The sequence below is a fragment of the Streptomyces sp. 6N223 genome (genome assembly GCF_052246635.1).
In the GTDB taxonomy this organism is placed as follows: Bacteria; Actinomycetota; Actinomycetes; order Streptomycetales; family Streptomycetaceae; genus Streptomyces.
On record NZ_JBQQCA010000001.1, the window covers coordinates 320,874 to 337,589 of the forward strand.

A 16,716-nucleotide genomic window follows, 5' to 3' on the forward strand; every position below is an offset into this window, starting at 1 on the left:
GTTCAGCCGGGACTAGATGTGCAGCAGCTTCTCGGTGAGCTCGCGGTACTGGCGCAGGAGGAGACGCAGCTTCTCCGTCTCCATGACCGTGGCCTCACCCTGCCACCGCGTGCGGAGGACCTGCCCCTGTTCGGCGATGGCCTCGGTGATCTGGGCGGTGGCCTCGGCCAGGGCGCCGTCGGCCATCTCCACCGCCTCGCGCGGGCTGGCGACGAAGTTCTGGGTGGCCTGGTCCAGCCGCCTGACGAGCTGTTCCCTTTCGCCCGGCGGGAGCAGCCCGTCGCGGCCGGGGCCGTAGGCGCCGACGGACGCCGCGGTCCCCTCGGCGTGGCCCGTGATGTCGTGCTCGTACGTCATGACGTTCCCTTTCCTTCGCGTCAACGGCGGGCGAACGCCCACGGGGCGTGCTCGCGGCGGCGCGCGGAGGCGGTCGGTTCCTCCGCCGTGAGCGCGTCGAACAGGCCGCGGGCCTCGGTCATCGCCCGGCGCATCTCCTCGGTGCCGACCTGGTCATGCACCGCCGCGTGGACGCTGCGGTAGCCGTGCACCTGGTCCCCGTGGTGGACGGAGATCGCGGCGATCTGCTCCTCGACCGGCTGTCCGTCCGGGTAGCCACGGTCCTTCGCCAGCCGCGCCAGCAGGGTCTCGGTCTCGGTGAGCGCTTCCTGCGGCGCGTCGACGAACCGTTGCTGGATCTCGATCCACTGAACCGTGTACCGCTCGCGGATCCCCGGAGGCAGCGGCCGCTCCCGGATCGATCCGTACCGCGCCACGCGGGCGCGGAGTTCCCGCCCGGCCGCCTTGACGTCGCCCTGTTCGCGGGCCACGGCACGGTGGTATTCGGGGCCGAAGCGCCGCTTCAGCCTCTCCCTGCCGCTGACGGCACCCCGGCCGAGCGCGAAGAAGAGTACGGCGGCTGCGACGATGGCGGCCACGGCGATGATGACGGCCGTGTCCATGGCTGACCACTCCTTCTGTGGGCTGGCAAGTCGCTCTGCTTGACTGCTGTCCCCCCGCGACCGGCACGTGGCCGTGCCGGCGCACTGCCGAGTGCCCACTGACATGTGAGGTGAAGCCAGAACGCCAAAGACCGCGCTGAACCGCTGATCCGGGCAGGCGCCGCCGGGTCACGTCGTGGGCGCCGGCGGCGCGAGGGCGGGGAGCCGGCCCACCGCGTGCGCTCCGCCCGCCGCGTCCGCGAAGCGCAGCGTGCCACCGTGGCGGTCGGCGATCTCCCGGGCGATCGCCAAACCGAGCCCCGCCCCACCGGACTTCCGCGTCCGCGCGTCCTCCAGCCTGCTGAACCGCTCGAACACCCGCTCCCGGTCGCCCGCCGGAATCCCCGGCCCGTCGTCCCGGACGTCGATCCGTACAGTGCCCGGCCGGGCGCCGCCGTCCACGCCGCCCACGCCGGTGCCGCCGTCCACCGCGACGTCGACCTGGACCGTCGTACGGGCGTAGCGGCAGGCGTTGTTGAGGAGGTTGCGCAGCATCCGTTCGAGCTGGATGTCGCTGCCCCGGACCCACACGGGCACCCCGTTCGCCCGGCAGCGAATCTCCAGTAGCCGCCCGTGCCGCTGGTGGCGGTGCTCCTCGACCAGGTCGTGCACCAGGTCGGTGACGTTCACCGGCTCGCGGAGCAGCGGCGCGTTGCCGTCCAGCCGGGCCAGCAGCAGCAGGTCCTCGCTGAGGCTCTGCAGCCGCTTCAGATCGCGCAGCGCACTGCGCACGGCGGTGGGCCAGTCGACGTCCTCCGGATGTGCCAGCAGGGACTCCAGCGACGCCCGCACCGCCGCCACCGGGCTTCTCAGCTCGTGTGAGGCGTCGGCGATGAACTGCTGCTGCGTCTCGGTCGCCCGCTCCAGCCGGTCCAGAATCGCGTTCGTCGTCAGCGCCAGCCGGGTCAGCTCGTCGCCGCCGCGCGGGACCGGCACCCGGCGGTCGAGGGAACGCAGGGTGATGTCCTCCAGCTCCCGGCGGATCCCTTCCACGGGCCGCAGGGCACGGCCCGCCGTCAGCCATGCCACGCAGGCGACCGCCATGGCGGCCGCCTGCGCCAAGTAGAGGAACACCCACTCGAGCCCGGCCGGCGTCCATGCGACAAACCACTGTTCCGACGTCGTCGCCGAGGTCGTGAACGCCAGCCACGCGCTCACCGCGCCCAGCGTGCCCACGCCTACCACCAGGGCCATGCGGACCCGCAGCGGCAGCCCCCGGCCGACCCGTCCGGCCAACGCCCAGGCCGCGAGGGCCACGGACGTCATCACGACCGGCTCGGCGACGTGCAGGCTCTGAAAGAGCCTGAGATCGCTGCTCATCAGAAGGGCCGACGTCCCGTCAAGGCTCTCCTGCATGCTGCGGTAGCCGAGGAACTGGATCTCCGCGACCGCGCCGGCCGCGAGCGCCGCCCGCAGCCGCAGCCGCGGAGCCAGGCCCTCGCCCGCGATCCAGGTGGCCAGCACCACCACCGCGGCGCCTGTCAGCCCGCCGTAGCGCGGCAGCGGTGGGCCGGCGAACAGCATCGCGCCGGCCGCGACGCCCGCGGCCACCGCCGCCCGGGCGCGAGGCGCGCACAGCGCTCGCGGCATCCGCGGCATCCGCGGCATCCGCGGCATCCGCGGCATCCGCGGCATCCGCGGCGCCCGTGTGTCATCGGGGCGCGGCATGGCCGGACATCCGGTAGCCACAGCCCCGCACGGTGCTGATCGTCTGCCGGCCGAACGGGGCGTCGATCTTCCGGCGCAGCGCGCTGACGTAGACCTCGACGATGTTCATGTCGCCGTCGAAGTCGGCCGACCAGACCTGCTCGGCGATCTCCGCCTTCGACACGGTCTCGTCCGCGCGGCGGGCCAGGCACTCCAGCACGGCGAACTCCTTCGCCGTCAGCGCGATGCGCTCCTCCCCCCGCCCGCAGGCACGGCCGGCCGGGTCGATCCACAGGTCGCCGAACCGCAGCACCGCCCGGGTGCGCGAGCCGCCGCGCCGCAGCAGCGCCCGCAGCCGGGCCTCCAGCACCACGTACGAGAAGGGCTTGGCGAGATAGTCGTCCGCACCCGTGTCCAGCCCCTCCGCCTCGTCGTACTCGCCGTTCTTGGCGGTCAGCATGAGGATGGGCGTGTCGACGCCGTCGGCGCGCAGCCGGGCGCAGACGCGGTAGCCGTTCAGCCCCGGCAGCATGATGTCGAGCACGATGGCCTGGTACGGGTGCTCCCGCGCCAGGTGCAGCCCGGTGTGGCCGTCATGGGCCACGTCCACCGCGTAACCGGCCGCCTCAAGACCTCGCTTGAGGGACGCGGCCAGCCCTTCCTCGTCATCGACCACAAGCAGGCGCACGCCGTCCAGTATCCCGCCGCCGCATGTGCGTTCCTGAAGAGAACCTTCAGGCCTGAAACCGACTTCAGGGTGCTTCAGCGTCCTCTCAGCGCCCCCGGGAGAGCATCCGGCGACCGGTCTTCCCCCGCACCGCCGAGGTGACGCATGAGCGCCGCGCCACGCACGTCCCCACCCGCCGGCCGCCCGCGCTTCCGGCCCTGGCCCCGGCCCGGGCCCGGGTTCCGGCTGCCCGGCGCGGTGCGGGCAGCGGGCCCCGCGCTGGCGGCGTACGCGGCGATACGGCTCACCGGCCTGCTCGCGCTGTACGTGGGCGCGGCGCTGGCCGGTGAGGACGACCCGACGCATCGCCTCCACGGCCGCTGGGACTCGGTCTGGTACCAGCGCATCGCGGCCGGCGGATACGGCTACGAAGCCCGCCTCCCCGACGGCGGGACCCACCCCGACCTGGCGTTCTTCCCTCTCCTTCCCCTCCTCGAACGGGCCCTGTCCGCGGCCTTACCGCTTTCCCTCGCCGACGCCGGCATCCTCGTCGGCTGCACCGCCTCCTTAGCCGCAGCCTGGGGCATCTACGCCGTGGGCAGCCACGTCTTCGACCGCCGCGCCGGCGTCCTCCTGGCCGCCCTCTGGGGCGCGCTGCCCGTGGGCTACGTGCAGTGGATGGCCTACACGGAGTCTCTGTTCACCGCCCTCGCCGCCTGGTCGCTGTACGCCGCCCTGACCGGCCGCTGGCTCACGGCGGGCCTGCTGTCGGCCACCGCCGGCCTCTGCCGCCCCACCGGCGCGGCCCTCGTCGCGGCCCTCGCGGTGGCGGCGCTCGGCGCGCTCCGCTCCGGGGCGCCTGGGGGCCGAGTGCTCTGCGGCCTGCTGCTGGCCCCGCTCGGCTGGCTGTCCTACGTCACGTACGTGGGCGTACGCCGGGGCACCCCCCTCGGCTACTTCGACGTCCAGGCGGACTGGGACAACCGCGTCGACGGCGGCGCGGCCCTGCTCGGCTTCGCGTGGCGTCTGCTGAGCGGCCCCTGGCCGGATCCTCTCGGCGGCCTGGGGGTGTGCGCGGCGCTGGCCCTGGCGCCGTGGCTGCTGTGGCGCTCCGTACGCCAGGGCCAGCCCGCCCCACTCGTCGCGTACAGCTGCGCCGTCGTCGTGCTCTCCCTCGCGGGCTCCGCGTACTTCGGCTCCCGCCCCCGGCTGATGATGCCCGCCTTCCCTCTGCTGCTGCCGCTCGCAACCGCGCTGGCCACCTGGCCGTCGCGCCGCCGCGCGACGGCCCTCGTGACGGCTTCCCTCGCCTCGGCGGCATACGCGGCGGTGGCGCTGCTCGGCGACGGCCCGCCGTGAGCGGGGCGACGAGCGGGACCAGGCGGAGTCAGGCCGGGGTCGGGAGGAGACGGCAGGCGCCGAGGTCGTCCCGGCCGGTGACCTGGACGGTGACGCTGCCGTCGGTGACCGCGAGGGTCTCCGTCGACACCTGCGTCGGCGCGTCGACGACGGTGGTGCGGCCGGAGCCGGGCGTGTACTCCAGGGTGGCGGTCACCGAGGAGCCGAAGTCGGCCAGCCCGTTGACCTGGACGCTGTTGTCGCCCGCCGCGCCGGCGACGGACAACGACGCGGCCGTCACGCTCATCCCCTTCTACGACAACCACCGCCAGAACGACACCGTCTGCTGGAACGCGGCCCGAGGGGCGGTCCCGCCCGGCGTCCGGCGGCGCTCGCCGACACGGCGGGCGCCGCCTGGCGGTGGGGCTACGGGTGAAGGGCCGTCAGGCGGCGGTGGTCGGCCGGGGACGCCCGCCTGTCCAGCCGGATCTCCAGCAGGCGCCGGGCGGCGTCGGAGCGCCCGCCGGAGACGAGCGCGTACAGCAGCGTCTCCTCCACCACCTCCCGCTGCGCGGCGCTGCCGCCGACCCGGCGCAGCACCGGCCGCACCGCCTCCAGGTGGGCGACCGCCTCGGGCCAGCGTTCCTCCAGCACCGCCATCAGGGCGTCGCACAGCGGGGCGATGACCTCGCGCTGGACCGCGCCCGCGCCCGCGGCGTGCGTACGCAGCCGGCGCAGGGCGTGCAGATCCCCGGCCGCGGTGAGGGTCACCGCGCTGTGCAGGGCGGTGAACGGCGTCTCCGGGCGTTCCACGACCTGCCGCCCGACCGCGGCGAGCACGTCCGCCGCCGGCTGCTCCCCGGTCCAGCCGCCCGCCAGCCGGGCCCGCCACAGCAGCGATCCGGAGTCCACCAGCGCGCGTACGCCGCCCACCCGGTGCGGGGCGAGCTGGGCGAACCAGCGCCTGCGCACCGCCTCCGGGTCGTCCAGGGCCAGCTCGTGGAGCGCGACGTGCCAGGCGAAGTGCGCCCGGTGGGTGGCGCCGCGGCCCCAGCCGGCGATCCATCCGTCCAGCCAGTCGCGTCCGTGCCGGTGCGCCCCGGTCTCGTAGTGGACGTGGGTGAGGGCGTGCGTGGCGTGGCCCGAGGCGGGCTCGACCGCCAGCGCGCGGCGAGCCAGCTCGGACGCCTCGTCGTAGCGGCCGTCGTCCTGGCGTACGAAGGCCAGCAGCGAGGTGTGGAACCAGTGGCCCTCGTAGGCGGGGGCGCAGCGCTCGACCAGGCGGCGGGCCATCGCGCCGTCCAGGTCGGTGACTCCGGAGAACGCGATGGTGGGGACCGCGACGGCGAGCGCCAGGGCGTCGCCCGGGTAGGCCGCCAGGTGCCGGGTGAGCGCGGCGTCGCCGCCGTTGCCGGAACCGCTGCCGGCGATGCGGCGGGAGACGACGTCGACGAAGCTCCGCTCGCGCTCGTCGGCGCGGTCGCGCGCGGCACGCCGGGCATCGGCCAGGGCGCGCGGCACGTCGACGGCCGCGCCGCACTCGTGGCCGAGCAGTGCGAGCGCGGCGTGGCCGAGGGCGAAGCCCGGGTCGAGTTCGACGGCGCGGGACAGGGAGCCCTCGGCGCCGGCGCGCACCTTCAGCACGCGTTCGAGGCCCGTGCGGTACGAGGCCGCCGCGGCGGCGTGCGTGGACAGCGGCAGCCCGTGGATGTCGGTGGGCCGGCGGCGGCCGCGGGTCCGGCGGCGCGGCGGCTCCAGGACGGCCTCGGCGATCTCGGCGGCCTGGGCGCGGATCTCGGGGACGGCCGTGGTCTCCCACAGCTCGCCGCGGCGGGGCCAGCCGAGCGTGAACAGCGGGTGCGCGGCGCGCCCGTCGGCGGCCCGCAGCCGGCCGCCGTCGGTGGCGACCCCGATGCCGAGCGGCCCGGGGACGGCGGCGCCGTCGGCGAGCAGCCCCTGCCACAGCGGGTCCGGGGAGTCGGCGACGCGCAGCCCGGGCCCGGTGCAGTCGACCACCCAGTCGGCGTGCAGAGTGCGGCCGGAGGCCAGCGTGACGGCGAGGGCGCCGCCGTCCCGGGCGGCGGCGTCGCGCACCTGCCCGGCGTGCACGCGCAGCCGCTGGGCGGTGAGCGCCCGCTCGACGGCCTCGGCGGTGGCCGGGGGCATGCGGTGGCGGTGGATGTTCCAGCGGGAGGCGTCGCGGTCCAGGAACTCGGACCGTTCGGCGTCCGTGAGGGCGGACCACAACGCCTGCGTCAGCGGGCGGAGGCCGTCGACGGCGGGCCGCCAGTCGCCGTGGCGGCGCACGGAGGCGGCGACGTGCCGGCGGACGGCCGCGCGCAGGGCGGCGAGCGGCAGGCCGACCAGTTCGGGGGGCGCCAGGAGCGGCGGGAGCCGGACGAGGGCGTGGGGGCGGGGCAGGGCGCCGTCGCGCGAGACGAGGTGCACCCGGCGGCCCGGGCGCTCCAGGCTGAGCGCCACGTCCACGGCGGTGAGCCCGGTGCCGATCAGCAGCACGTCTCCCTTGTCCCCGTCGTCCCCCTTGTCCCCATCGTCGCCGTTGTCGCCGTCGTCCCCGCGCCCCCTGCCGGCGCGGGGCGCGTCCAGCGCGCCGGGCGCCCAGGGGTCGGGGATGAAGCGGTCCGAGGCGCGCAGCGCCTCCGGGGCCCAGGCCCGGGTCCCCGGCGCGGGGCCCGTGGCCAGCACGACGCTGTCGGCCCGCAGGGTGCGACCGTCGGCGAGGCGCAGCGTCGCGGGCCCGCCGCCGGTCGGCGTACAGCGTGTGGCGACGGTGCGCAGCCGGCGCACGGCGACGGTGCCGTGGGCGCGGATGATGGCCTGGCCGAGGGAGTCGGCGAGGTAGGCGCCGTAGCGGTGGCGGGAGACGAAGTCGCAGGCGGAGGCCTCCGCTTCGCCGTGGTCCCGCAGCCAGCGCACGAAGTGCGTGGGGTCGTCCGGATAGCAGCTCATGGCGCCCGCGGGCACGTTGAGCCGGTGGCGGGGGTCGGTGGTCGCGTACGCGCCGCCCCGGCCCGCCTCGGGGGCCGGGTCGATCAGCACCAGGCTCAGGGGCGTGCTGCGGCGTACCGCGGTCTCGCACAGCTGCATCGCGGTCAGCGCGCCGGCGGCGCCCGCGCCGACGATGGCGACGAGGGGACGGGGGGAGAGAGTGGTCACGGGAGCCTCCAGCGCGACGGCGGCCACGGGAATACCAGGAGCCTTCCCCCGCCGGCGAGGGCGATCCGGCTCCCGGCGCCGGCGACGGGGACAAGCAAGTTGCCTACTGTTTCTATAGAGATAGTAGGGATGTTAGCGTCCGGCGCAATCGGCCTCCGGCTAACCGACTTGACGTCGCCGCCTCGCCGCTGTCACTCTGCTCGCCATGCCGACCAGCAAGCGCCTGTACTCCCGGTGGCACGTGGATCTCCTCCGCGTGTCCAGCGCGCTGTGTCGCAGCGACCGTCCGTAGGCGTCGCGGCGTAACGCCGCCCACGCCACGTCTTCTCCCTCCGACGGTCGCGCCCGGTGTCTGCCGTGGGCGCGGCATGCCCACCCCTGACACCGCTTGAAAAGAGGACCCTCCCATGTCCGCCACCGCGGCCACCGCGCCCGCGCCTGCCCCCGCCGTTCACACGCCCACCCGGCTCGCCGCCACCGTCCGCGCGTACGCCGCCCGCCCCGCGCTGTGGCGTCCGCTGGTGCGCTTCACCGTCCCCGACCGCTGGTACCGACGGCTGGAGAGGACCGGGGAGTTCGAGGTCTGGCTGCTGACGTGGCTGCCCGGCCAGGCCACCGAGATCCACGACCACGGCGGCTCCTCGGGCGCCTTCGGCGTCGTCGACGGAGCCCTCGCCGAACTGACCTTCCCCGGCGCCGAGCCGCACACCCGCACGCTGGCCACCGGCGGCGTGCGGGCGTTCGGCCCCCGGCACATCCACCAGGTGGTCAACCGGGGCGCCCGCCCGGCGGTCAGCATCCACGCCTACGCGCCGGCGCTGACCGGCCAGGCGTACTACCGGCGCGGCGCCGACGGCCGGCCGCGGCTGTTGCGCACCGAGGCGGTGGACGCGTGACGGCCGCGCCCTCCATCGACGCCCATCTGGCCGCCGTCCGGCGCACGCTGGACCGGCTCGACCCCCGCCAGGCGTTCGCCGCGGTGCGGGCGGGCGCGGTGCTGGTGGACACTCGGCCGGAGTTCCAGCGCGCGGCCGACGGCGCCGTGCCGGGTGCGCTGATCATCGAGCGCAACCACCTGGAGTGGCGTTGCGACCCCGCCAGCGGCGCCTCGGTGCCCCAGGCGCGGGACCGTGGCGTCCACTGGATCGTCTTCTGCGACGAGGGGTACGCCTCCTCCCTGGCCGCGGCCTCGCTGCGCGCCATCGGCCTGCCCCGCGCCACGGACCTGATCGGCGGCTTCCAGGCCTGGCGCCGCGCCGGACTGCCCGTGACGCCGGCGCCGTAGGCCGCCCGGCCGGCGGCGGGTGGCGGGTGGCGCGCCCCGGCCGGCGAGACCGCAGGTCATCGGGCGGGCCACCGCCACCGACGGTGGCGTAATGAGAACGACAAACCAGCGCAATCTCCCATACACACCCAGCGGGGAGGTTGCCTGTCACCGGCCCTCTCGCAAGGAGACGCAGATGCCCGTCCTGACCACCGTCCCGGCGCTGCCGCGCCTGGTGGGCCGGGCACACGTGGATCTGCGCCGCCAGGCGAGCGCCCTCTGTAGCGGCTGACCGCCCGCGTACGTCTGACTGCCCGTCAGCCGCAGCCGCCTGCCGCGCGGACGCCCTCCGCGCTCCGGATGCCCCGCGCGGACCGGACCGCATCGCCACCGGCCCGCTCCGCGCGGGTGGCGCCGCCACCCGGGCCTGCCCCGGCTCACCACCACCTCCGAGAGGCACCCCATGACCCCGACGTCGACGCTTCCCCTCGCCGAGGCAGCCGCCCCGCCCGCCACCCGGCGACGCGCGGACCGCGCCCACACCATCGCCGAGATCCTGCGCCGCCAGGTCGTCCAGGGCGCCTTCCGCGACGGCGTGCTCCCCGACGAGCAGGCCCTGGCCGACGAGTACGCGGCCTCGCGCAACGCCGTCCGCCAGGCCCTGGACGCCCTGCGCGCCGAGGGCCTGGTCGAGCGCGTCCCCGGCACCGGCACCCTGGTCACCGCGGAGAAGTACGCGCACGGCCTGAACCGGCTGACCGGACTCGCCGAGACGCTGCACGAGCACGGGCCCGTCACCAACGAGGTGCGCGCGGCCGGCAGCGTCCCCGCCCCCGCCGCCGTGGCGCGGGGGCTGCGGCTCCGCCCGGGCTCCGGCGTCGTGTACATCGAGCGGCTGCGCCGCGTCGGCGGGCTGCCGCTGTCCCTCGACCTGACCTACCTCGCCCCCGACATCGGCGCACCGCTGCTCGGCGAGGACCTGGTGAACAACGACCTCTTCGCGCTCATCGAGCGCTCCACCGGCCGCCGGCTCGGCGTCGCGGAGCTGACCGTCGAGGCGGTCAGCGCCGACCGCCACACCGCCGCCGTGCTCCAGGCCCCGCCGGGCGCGGCCCTGCTTGCCGTGGAGCGGCTCAGCCACCTGGACGGCGGGCGGCCCGTGGACCTGGAGTTCATCCGGTTCCGCGGCGACCGGCTCACCATGACCGCCCGCATCAACCGCGGCTGACCTGCTGTCACGCCACCGCACCCGAAAGGCCCGCCATGGCCCAGGCCGAGAACCGCGTCGACGTCCCCGTCACCATCGACGAGTCCCGCTGCATCGACGGCTGCACGCTGTGTGTGGACGTGTGCCCGCTCGACTCCCTCGCCATCAACCCCGAGACCGGCAAGGCGTACATGCACGTCGACGAGTGCTGGTACTGCGGCCCGTGCGCGCTGCGCTGCCCCACCGACGCCGTCACGGTCAACATGCCCTACCTGCTGCGCTGAAGGGGAGGACACCCATGCACCGCCGCCGCCCCCGCGGAACCCGCCCTCGCACAACCCGCCGCCGCGCCGCCCTCGCCGGGCTCGCCGCGACGCTGCTCCTCGCCCCTCTCGCTGCCTGCGCCGAGGCGCCGGGAGGAGCCTCGGACAGCGCCGTGGAGATCGTGGTCGGGTACCAGTCCAAGACCATCAACACCGTCACCGCCGGGACGCTCCTGCGCGCGAAGGGCTGGTTCGAGCAGCGGCTCGACGAACTCGGCCGGCGGGACGGCACGGACTACGAGGTGGTGTGGCAGGACTACGACACCGGTGCCCCCATCACCGCCCAGATGGTCGCCGGGAAGGTCGACATCGGCTCCATGGGCGACTACCCCATGCTGATCAACGGCTCCCGCACCCAGCCGCTGGGCGAGGACCGCACCATCATGGTGTCGGTCACCGGCTACAACCTGCGCGGCGGCCTCAACGGCGTCGTCGTGCCGCCCGGCTCCGACGCCCGGACGCTGTCCGACCTGGCCGGCGAGACCGTCTCCACCTCCGTGGGCTCCGCTGGCCACGGCCAGCTCGTTCGCGCCCTGCGACAGGCCGGTCTGCCCGCCGACACCGTGTCCATCGAGAACCAGCAGCCCCAGGTCGGCGCCTCCGCCTTGGAGTCGGGCGCGGTCGCCGCCCAGTCGCAGTTCGTGGCCTGGCCGGGGTTGCTGGTGCACCAGGACCGGGCGAGGCTGCTGTACGACGGTGCCGCGCTCGGCGTGCCCACCCTCCACGGGGTGGTCGTCCGGGAGCCGTTCGCCGAGGAGCGGCCCGAGGTGATGGACGCGTTCCTCAGGGCGCAGCTGGACGCGACGGCGTTCCTGCACGAGCGGCCGATGGAGGCGGCGACGATCGTCGCGGAGGAGACGGGACTGCCGCCCGAGGTCGTCTACCTCTACAACGGCCCGGGCGGCATAGCCACCTTCGACGCCACCCTCAAGCCGGAGCTGGTGGACGCCCTGGAGCGGGACGTCCCGCTCCTGAAGGACATCGCCGAGCTCGACGCCCTCGACCTGGACGCCTTCGTGGACGACTCGTATCTGCGCGAGGCGTACGGCCCCGCGTACGAGGCCGACGCCGCGGCCACCGCCAACCCGGCGGCCATCACCGGCACCGACGCCGCCTGCGGCGTCGAGGCGGACGACCCGGCGACCGCCGGCGAGCTGTGGCTGGCCGGGGAGGACACCACCCGCCCCGCCGCCACCCCGACCTGCCTGCTGCGCCAGATCCGCGACGCCACGGCGGCGGGCGGGACGCCGCGCGCCGCATACGCCCCGGACGCCACGACCGGCACCCGCTGGTTCGCCGACCACATGACCTGGGTGCGTGACCCCGCCACCTCGCCCGAGGAGCGGCTGCTGCCCTTTGCCGCGCCCTCCGCCGCCGACGCGTACGCCGCCGGGCACCCGGGCTCGGAAGTCATCGGCTACCAGGACGCGCTCGCCGAGGCCTGACGGAAGGAGCCAGCCAGATGACGACACGGCCGCTGACCCGCCCCGCCACCGGAGGGCCGGGCGAGGCGCCCGCGACGCCGCCGCACGGCGCGGCCGGGCCCGCCCCGGACGGGGCCCGCCCGCCCGGCCGCCGGGGCGGCCCAGGGCCCCTGGCTCTCCGGGCCCTCCCGGCCCTCCCCGGCCGGGCCCGCCTGGTGCGCCTCGCCCTCGGCGTGCTGTCGCTGTCCGCCGCGCTCGCGCTGTGGCAGTTCCTCACGGTCAACGACGTGACGTGGTGGCTGCGGTTCGACCGGCTGCCGAGCGCCACCGAGGTCGCCTCGGCCTTCCACGAGCAGGCCGGCACCGAGTCCTACCGGACGGACCTGCACTTCAGCCTGCAGCGCATCCTCGCCGGCTTCGGCCTGGCAGCTTTCGCCGGCATCGCGATCGGTATCCTGCTCGCCCGCTCCCGCCTGGCGGGGGCGGTGCTCCAGCCGGCGCTGGAGGTGGCCCGGCCCATCCCCGCCATCGCCCTGGTGCCGATCGCGATCCTCCTCTTCCCGACCGACGAGCAGGGCATCGTCTTCATCACCTTCGTCGCGGCGTTCTTCCCCGTCCTGGTCAGCACCCGGCACGCGGTGCGCTCGCTGCCCGTCATCTGGGAGGAGGCGGTCCGCACGCTGGGCGGCGGCCGGTGGCGGGTGCTGTGGCACGTGGTGCTGCCGGGCAGCCTGCCCGGCGTCTTCGGCGGGCTGTCCGTCGGCATGGGCGTCTCGTGGATCTGCGTCATCTCCGCCGAGATGATCTCCGGCCAGTACGGCGTCGGTTACCGCACCTGGCAGGCGTACACGGTCGTCGACTACCCCGGCGTGCTGGTCGGCATGGTCACCATCGGCGCGCTCGGCTGGGCCACCTCGGCGCTGGTCGAGCTCGCGGGGCGGCGCGTCACCCGCTGGCTGCCCAGGACCGGGCACGCCACCCGTTCGAGGAGGCCGTGATGACCACGATCCCCGCCGCCGACACGAGCCAGGGCGCGGCCGCCGCACTGTCCCTGGACGGCGTCAGCCTCCGCTACCCCGGCACCGAGGTGCTCACCGGTCTCGACCTCAGCGTCGCGCCCGGCGAGGTGCTCGTCATCGTCGGCCCCTCCGGCTGCGGCAAGACCACGCTGCTGCGGGTGCTCGCCGGCCTGCTGCCCGCCACCTCGGGCCGGGTCCTGGTGAACGGCACCCCGGTCACCGGCCCCGGCGCCGACCGCGCCCTGGTCTTCCAGGACGACGGGCTGCTGCCCTGGCGCAGCGTGCGCCGCAACGTCGAACTGCCCCTCGTCATGCGGGGCCTACGCCGCCGCGACCGCGCGCGGGCGAGCGGCCCGTGGATCGAACGCGTCGGACTCGCCGGCTACGAGCGGCACCTGCCGCGGGAGCTGTCCGGCGGCATGCGCCAACGCGTCCAGCTCGCCCGCGCGCTGGTGGCCGCGCCCGGCGTGCTGCTGATGGACGAGCCGTTCGGCGCGCTGGACACCGTCACCCGCGCCGCCATGCAGGACCTGCTGGTGCGGATGTGGCGCCACCACCGCACCACGCTGGTGTTCGTCACCCACGACATCGACGAGGCGCTGCACCTGGCCGACCGGGTGCTGGTCCTCGGCCCGTCGGGCGGCACGCCGCGCGGCGTCGTCGCCGTGCCGTCGCCCCGCGACCGCGCCGCCGCCGGGACCGCCGGGACGCGGCGGGCGCGCGGGCGGCTGCTCGCGCTGCTGGACGCCGAACCCGCGTCCGACCCGGCAACCGAGCCCGCCGAGCCCGCCGAGCCCGCGCCGTGAAGGGGCGGGCCCCGATGGAGGCACCGATGGAGATCCCCCGCCTCGCCGACCACGAAGTGCTCGACTGCGACGTGCTGGTGATCGGCGGCGGCACCGCCGGCACCATGGCCGCGCTGACCGCCGCCGCCCACGGCGCGCGCGTACTGCTCCTGGAGAAGGCGCACGTACGCCACTCCGGCGCCCTGGCGATGGGCATGGACGGCGTCAACAACGCCGTCCTGCCGGGCCTGGCCACTCCCGAGGACTACGTCGCCGAGATCACCCGCGCCAATGACGGCATCGTCAACCAGCGCACCGTGCTGCGGACCGCCACCCGCGGCCACGCCATGGTGCGCCGGCTGGAGCGCTACGGCGTGAAGTTCGAGAAGGACGAGCACGGCGCGTACGCCGTCCGCAAGGTGCACCGCTCGGGGAGCTACGTGCTGCCGATGCCGGAGGGCCGGGACATCAAGAAGGTGCTCTACCGGGTGCTGCGCCGCCGCGAGAACCGCGAGCGCATCCGGATCGAGAACCGGCTGATGCCCGTCCGGGTGCTCACCCACGCCGGCCGGGCCGTCGGCGCGGCAGCCCTGCACACCCGCACCGGCCGCTTGGCCGTGGTGCGCGCCGGCGCCGTGATCCTGGCCACCGGCGCGGCCGGCCGACTCGGCCTGCCCGCCTCCGGCTACCTCTACGGCACCTACGAGAACCCCACGAACGCCGGCGACGGCCACGCCATGGCCTACCACGCGGGCGCCGAGCTGTCCGGCATCGAGTGCTTCCAGATCAACCCCCTCATCAAGGACTACAACGGCCCCGCCTGCGCCTACGTCGCCAACCCCTTCGGCGGCTACCAGGTCAACGCCCTCGGCCACCGCTTCGTCGACTCCGACTACTGGTCGGGCCAGATGATGGCCGAGGTCAAGCGCGAGATCGACTCCGCCAGGGGACCCATCTACCTCAAGGTCAGCCACCTCCCCGAGGAGACCATCTCCGCCCTGGAGTCCATCCTCCACACCACCGAACGGCCCACGCGCGGCACGTTCCACGCCGGGCGCGGCCACGACTACCGCACCCACGACGTCGAGATGCACATCTCGGAGATCGGCCTGTGCGGCGGCCACTCCGGCTCCGGGGTGTGGGTCGACGAGAACGCCGCCACCACCGTCCCCGGTCTCTACGCCGCCGGCGACCTGGCCTGCGTGCCGCACAACTACATGATCGGTGCGTTCGTCTTCGGCGACCTGGCCGGCGAGCACGCCGCGACCGGCCCGGGCCGCGACCCGTATCGCGAGGAGCCGCCGGCCGACCAGCTCGCCGAGGCCCACGAGCTGGTCTACCGGCCGCTGCGCCACCCCGACGGGCCGCCGCAGCAGCAGGTCGAGTACAAGCTGCGCCGCTTCGTCAACGACTACGTGGCGCCGCCGAAGAGCGATACCCGGCTCGCCATCGCGATCGAGACGTTCGAGCGGATGCGTGAGGAGATCGCCGCCATGGGTGCCCGTACCCCGCACGAGCTGATGCGGTGCGTCGAGGTCTCCTTCATCCGCGACTGCGCCGAGATGGCGGCCCGCGCCTCGCTGGCGCGCGCCGAGAGCCGCTGGGGGCTGTACCACCAGCGCGTGGACCTGCCCGAACGCGACGACGACCGCTGGCTGTTCCACCTCAACCTGCGCAAGGGGCCCGACGGGTCCATGGAGTTCCTGCGCCGAGGCGTGGCGCCGTACGTCGTGCCGGTGCCGGAGTTCGCGCCGCCCGCGCGGCTGGCGCACCCCGGCCCGGTGCCGCTGGAGATGCCCGACCCGGCCGGCACCGCAAGCCGCGTCCGGACGGGGAGCGCCGCCGCGCGCCCCGCCACCCCGCCCTGCCCGACCTCCCCGTCTCACGACAGCGGCTCCCCACGCATCCTCGCCCTGCTGGCGCTCCACGACCGCACGCCCTCACTCGCCCAGCTGCGCCCCTACCTCGCGGACGCCGACCCGCGGGTGCGGCGTACCGCCCTGACGACGCTCACCGAGACGACGCCCGACGGCTACGCCACGGCGCTGACCGGGGCGTTGGCCGACGACGACGCGGGAGTGCGCGGCGCCGCGGCGGACGCGCTGCGCGAACTCGCCGAGATCCTGCCCGCCGCGGGCACCCCGGACGGCGACGGGATGCGCGCCGGGCTGCGCGGCGCGCTCACCGCACCCGACGCGGGCGTCCGTGCCGCCGCGCTGAGCCTGCTCCACTCCGTGCGGACCGCCGGCCCCGAGCCGTTCCGCGCGGCGCTGGCGGACCAGGCGACGGCCGTGCGGCTGGCCGCCGTCAGCGGACTCGTCGGCCTGGACGACACGCTCGGTGTCGCCCGGGCCGCCACGGACCAGGCCCGCGAGGTGCGGGTGGCCGTGGCCCGAGGGCTCGGCACCCTGGCCGACCCCGGCGGGCTCCCCGCGCTGACGCGGCTGGCCCGCGACCGGGACCCGCTGGTCCGCGCGGCGGCGTTCACCGCGGCGGCGGCCTTCCCCGAGGCCGCCGAGCTGACTGCCCTCGCCGCCACGGCCGCCGCCGACCCGGCCTGGCAGGTCCGCGAGGGCACGGTCCGCGCCCTCGCGGCAGCCGGCCCCCAGCACCTGCCGCGCCTGCGCGCGGCGTTGACCGACGCGCACGCCAACGTGCGCCGGACCGCGGTGCAGGCCATGGCGCCCCTGGCCGCCGACCCGGCCGTCGCCGAAGCACTCACCGGATCCCTCGACGACACCGACGCCGACGTCCGCGCCTACGCCCGCCGCGCCCTGACCGCGGCGGCCCGCGGCCGTCCACGCGGTGAGGAGCGCGGTTAGGTCCGCCTGGTGGTGGCGCCGACGATCCTGCGGGTGGAACGCTCC

17 protein-coding genes are annotated in these 16,716 nt (G+C 75.5%); 11 read left to right on the forward strand and 6 right to left on the reverse strand.

The genetic code is table 11. The annotated features are described in order from the left end of the window. Positions 1-12: 12 nt before the first annotated feature. The 4 genes from ACTWQH_RS01350 to ACTWQH_RS01365 form a co-directional block, all read right to left on the reverse strand. On the reverse strand, positions 13-357 hold the full coding sequence (locus ACTWQH_RS01350; RefSeq protein ID WP_443284382.1) for a hypothetical protein: 345 nt from the start codon (positions 355-357) through the stop codon (positions 13-15). A gap of 20 nt (positions 358-377) precedes the next feature. Continuing rightward, a complete protein-coding gene (locus ACTWQH_RS01355) occupies positions 378-959 on the reverse strand; it encodes a hypothetical protein (RefSeq protein ID WP_443284383.1) in 582 nt (193 codons plus the stop codon). Between the two features lie 168 nt (positions 960-1,127). After that, positions 1,128-2,588: a sensor histidine kinase gene (locus ACTWQH_RS01360; protein ID WP_443284384.1), complete on the reverse strand. Its 1,461-nt coding sequence runs from the start codon at positions 2,586-2,588 to the stop codon at positions 1,128-1,130. Between the two features lie 61 nt (positions 2,589-2,649). Further along, positions 2,650-3,333, reverse strand: coding sequence for a response regulator transcription factor (locus tag ACTWQH_RS01365; RefSeq protein ID WP_443284385.1), 684 nt, complete (start codon positions 3,331-3,333; stop codon positions 2,650-2,652). 144 nt (positions 3,334-3,477) lie between these two features. Here ACTWQH_RS01365 and ACTWQH_RS01370 point away from each other — a divergent pair, with 144 nt between their 5' ends. Beyond that, positions 3,478-4,671 (forward strand): hypothetical protein, encoded by a 1,194-nt coding sequence (locus ACTWQH_RS01370; protein WP_443284386.1) that lies wholly within the window; start codon positions 3,478-3,480, stop codon positions 4,669-4,671. A 28-nt stretch (positions 4,672-4,699) separates the two neighbouring features. On the opposite strand, the gene ACTWQH_RS01375 is transcribed toward ACTWQH_RS01370, so the two are convergent. Together ACTWQH_RS01375 and ACTWQH_RS01380 are read right to left on the reverse strand one after the other, a co-directional pair. After that, positions 4,700-4,951: a hypothetical protein gene (locus ACTWQH_RS01375; RefSeq protein WP_443284387.1), complete on the reverse strand. Its 252-nt coding sequence runs from the start codon at positions 4,949-4,951 to the stop codon at positions 4,700-4,702. Between the two features lie 125 nt (positions 4,952-5,076). Continuing rightward, a complete protein-coding gene (locus ACTWQH_RS01380) occupies positions 5,077-7,827 on the reverse strand; it encodes an FAD/NAD(P)-binding protein (RefSeq protein WP_443284388.1) in 2,751 nt (916 codons plus the stop codon). A gap of 205 nt (positions 7,828-8,032) precedes the next feature. Between ACTWQH_RS01380 and ACTWQH_RS01385 the strand changes: the two genes are divergently transcribed. The 10 genes from ACTWQH_RS01385 (at position 8,033) to ACTWQH_RS01430 (ending at position 16,671) form a co-directional block, all read left to right on the forward strand. After that, entirely contained in the window at positions 8,033-8,119 is an 87-nt protein-coding gene (locus ACTWQH_RS01385; protein WP_443284455.1) for a putative leader peptide, read from the forward strand. A 115-nt stretch (positions 8,120-8,234) separates the two neighbouring features. After that, complete coding sequence (locus tag ACTWQH_RS01390; RefSeq protein WP_443284389.1) at positions 8,235-8,723, forward strand: cysteine dioxygenase; 489 nt, start codon at positions 8,235-8,237, stop codon at positions 8,721-8,723. Beyond that, positions 8,720-9,112, forward strand: coding sequence for a rhodanese-like domain-containing protein (locus tag ACTWQH_RS01395; protein ID WP_443284390.1), 393 nt, complete (start codon positions 8,720-8,722; stop codon positions 9,110-9,112). Before ACTWQH_RS01390 ends, ACTWQH_RS01395 begins: the two co-directional genes overlap by 4 nt. A 175-nt stretch (positions 9,113-9,287) precedes the next feature. Next, on the forward strand, positions 9,288-9,383 hold the full coding sequence (locus ACTWQH_RS01400) for a putative leader peptide (RefSeq protein WP_443284391.1): 96 nt from the start codon (positions 9,288-9,290) through the stop codon (positions 9,381-9,383). A gap of 171 nt (positions 9,384-9,554) precedes the next feature. Continuing rightward, positions 9,555-10,319: a GntR family transcriptional regulator gene (locus ACTWQH_RS01405; protein ID WP_443284392.1), complete on the forward strand. Its 765-nt coding sequence runs from the start codon at positions 9,555-9,557 to the stop codon at positions 10,317-10,319. Between the two features lie 35 nt (positions 10,320-10,354). Then, on the forward strand, positions 10,355-10,582 hold the full coding sequence (locus ACTWQH_RS01410) for a 4Fe-4S dicluster domain-containing protein (RefSeq protein WP_443284393.1): 228 nt from the start codon (positions 10,355-10,357) through the stop codon (positions 10,580-10,582). 14 nt (positions 10,583-10,596) lie between these two features. Further along, positions 10,597-12,066, forward strand: coding sequence for an ABC transporter substrate-binding protein (locus ACTWQH_RS01415; protein WP_443284394.1), 1,470 nt, complete (start codon positions 10,597-10,599; stop codon positions 12,064-12,066). Positions 12,067-12,257: 191 nt separating this feature from the next. Beyond that, positions 12,258-13,043: an ABC transporter permease gene (locus tag ACTWQH_RS01420; RefSeq protein WP_443284456.1), complete on the forward strand. Its 786-nt coding sequence runs from the start codon at positions 12,258-12,260 to the stop codon at positions 13,041-13,043. Further along, positions 13,043-13,870: an ABC transporter ATP-binding protein gene (locus ACTWQH_RS01425; RefSeq protein ID WP_443284395.1), complete on the forward strand. Its 828-nt coding sequence runs from the start codon at positions 13,043-13,045 to the stop codon at positions 13,868-13,870. Before ACTWQH_RS01420 ends, ACTWQH_RS01425 begins: the two co-directional genes overlap by 1 nt. Before the next feature lie 26 nt (positions 13,871-13,896). Further along, entirely contained in the window at positions 13,897-16,671 is a 2,775-nt protein-coding gene (locus ACTWQH_RS01430; protein ID WP_443284396.1) for a fumarate reductase/succinate dehydrogenase flavoprotein subunit, read from the forward strand. Positions 16,672-16,716: the final 45 nt, after the last annotated feature.

What these genes read in the sequence shown, in the direction of transcription:
- ACTWQH_RS01350 (WP_443284382.1), bottom strand. Translation starts at nt 357, where the DNA reads ATGACGTACGAGCACGACATCACGGGCCACGCCGAGGGGACCGCGGCG.
- ACTWQH_RS01355 (WP_443284383.1), bottom strand. Translation starts at nt 959, where the DNA reads ATGGACACGGCCGTCATCATCGCCGTGGCCGCCATCGTCGCAGCCGCC.
- ACTWQH_RS01360 (WP_443284384.1), bottom strand. Translation starts at nt 2,588, where the DNA reads ATGCCGCGAGCGCTGTGCGCGCCTCGCGCCCGGGCGGCGGTGGCCGCG.
- ACTWQH_RS01370 (WP_443284386.1), top strand. Translation starts at nt 3,478, where the DNA reads ATGAGCGCCGCGCCACGCACGTCCCCACCCGCCGGCCGCCCGCGCTTC.
- ACTWQH_RS01385 (WP_443284455.1), top strand. Translation starts at nt 8,033, where the DNA reads ATGCCGACCAGCAAGCGCCTGTACTCCCGGTGGCACGTGGATCTCCTC.
- ACTWQH_RS01390 (WP_443284389.1), top strand. Translation starts at nt 8,235, where the DNA reads ATGTCCGCCACCGCGGCCACCGCGCCCGCGCCTGCCCCCGCCGTTCAC.
- ACTWQH_RS01400 (WP_443284391.1), top strand. Translation starts at nt 9,288, where the DNA reads ATGCCCGTCCTGACCACCGTCCCGGCGCTGCCGCGCCTGGTGGGCCGG.
- ACTWQH_RS01405 (WP_443284392.1), top strand. Translation starts at nt 9,555, where the DNA reads ATGACCCCGACGTCGACGCTTCCCCTCGCCGAGGCAGCCGCCCCGCCC.
- ACTWQH_RS01410 (WP_443284393.1), top strand. Translation starts at nt 10,355, where the DNA reads ATGGCCCAGGCCGAGAACCGCGTCGACGTCCCCGTCACCATCGACGAG.
- ACTWQH_RS01415 (WP_443284394.1), top strand. Translation starts at nt 10,597, where the DNA reads ATGCACCGCCGCCGCCCCCGCGGAACCCGCCCTCGCACAACCCGCCGC.
- ACTWQH_RS01425 (WP_443284395.1), top strand. Translation starts at nt 13,043, where the DNA reads ATGACCACGATCCCCGCCGCCGACACGAGCCAGGGCGCGGCCGCCGCA.
- ACTWQH_RS01430 (WP_443284396.1), top strand. Translation starts at nt 13,897, where the DNA reads ATGGAGATCCCCCGCCTCGCCGACCACGAAGTGCTCGACTGCGACGTG.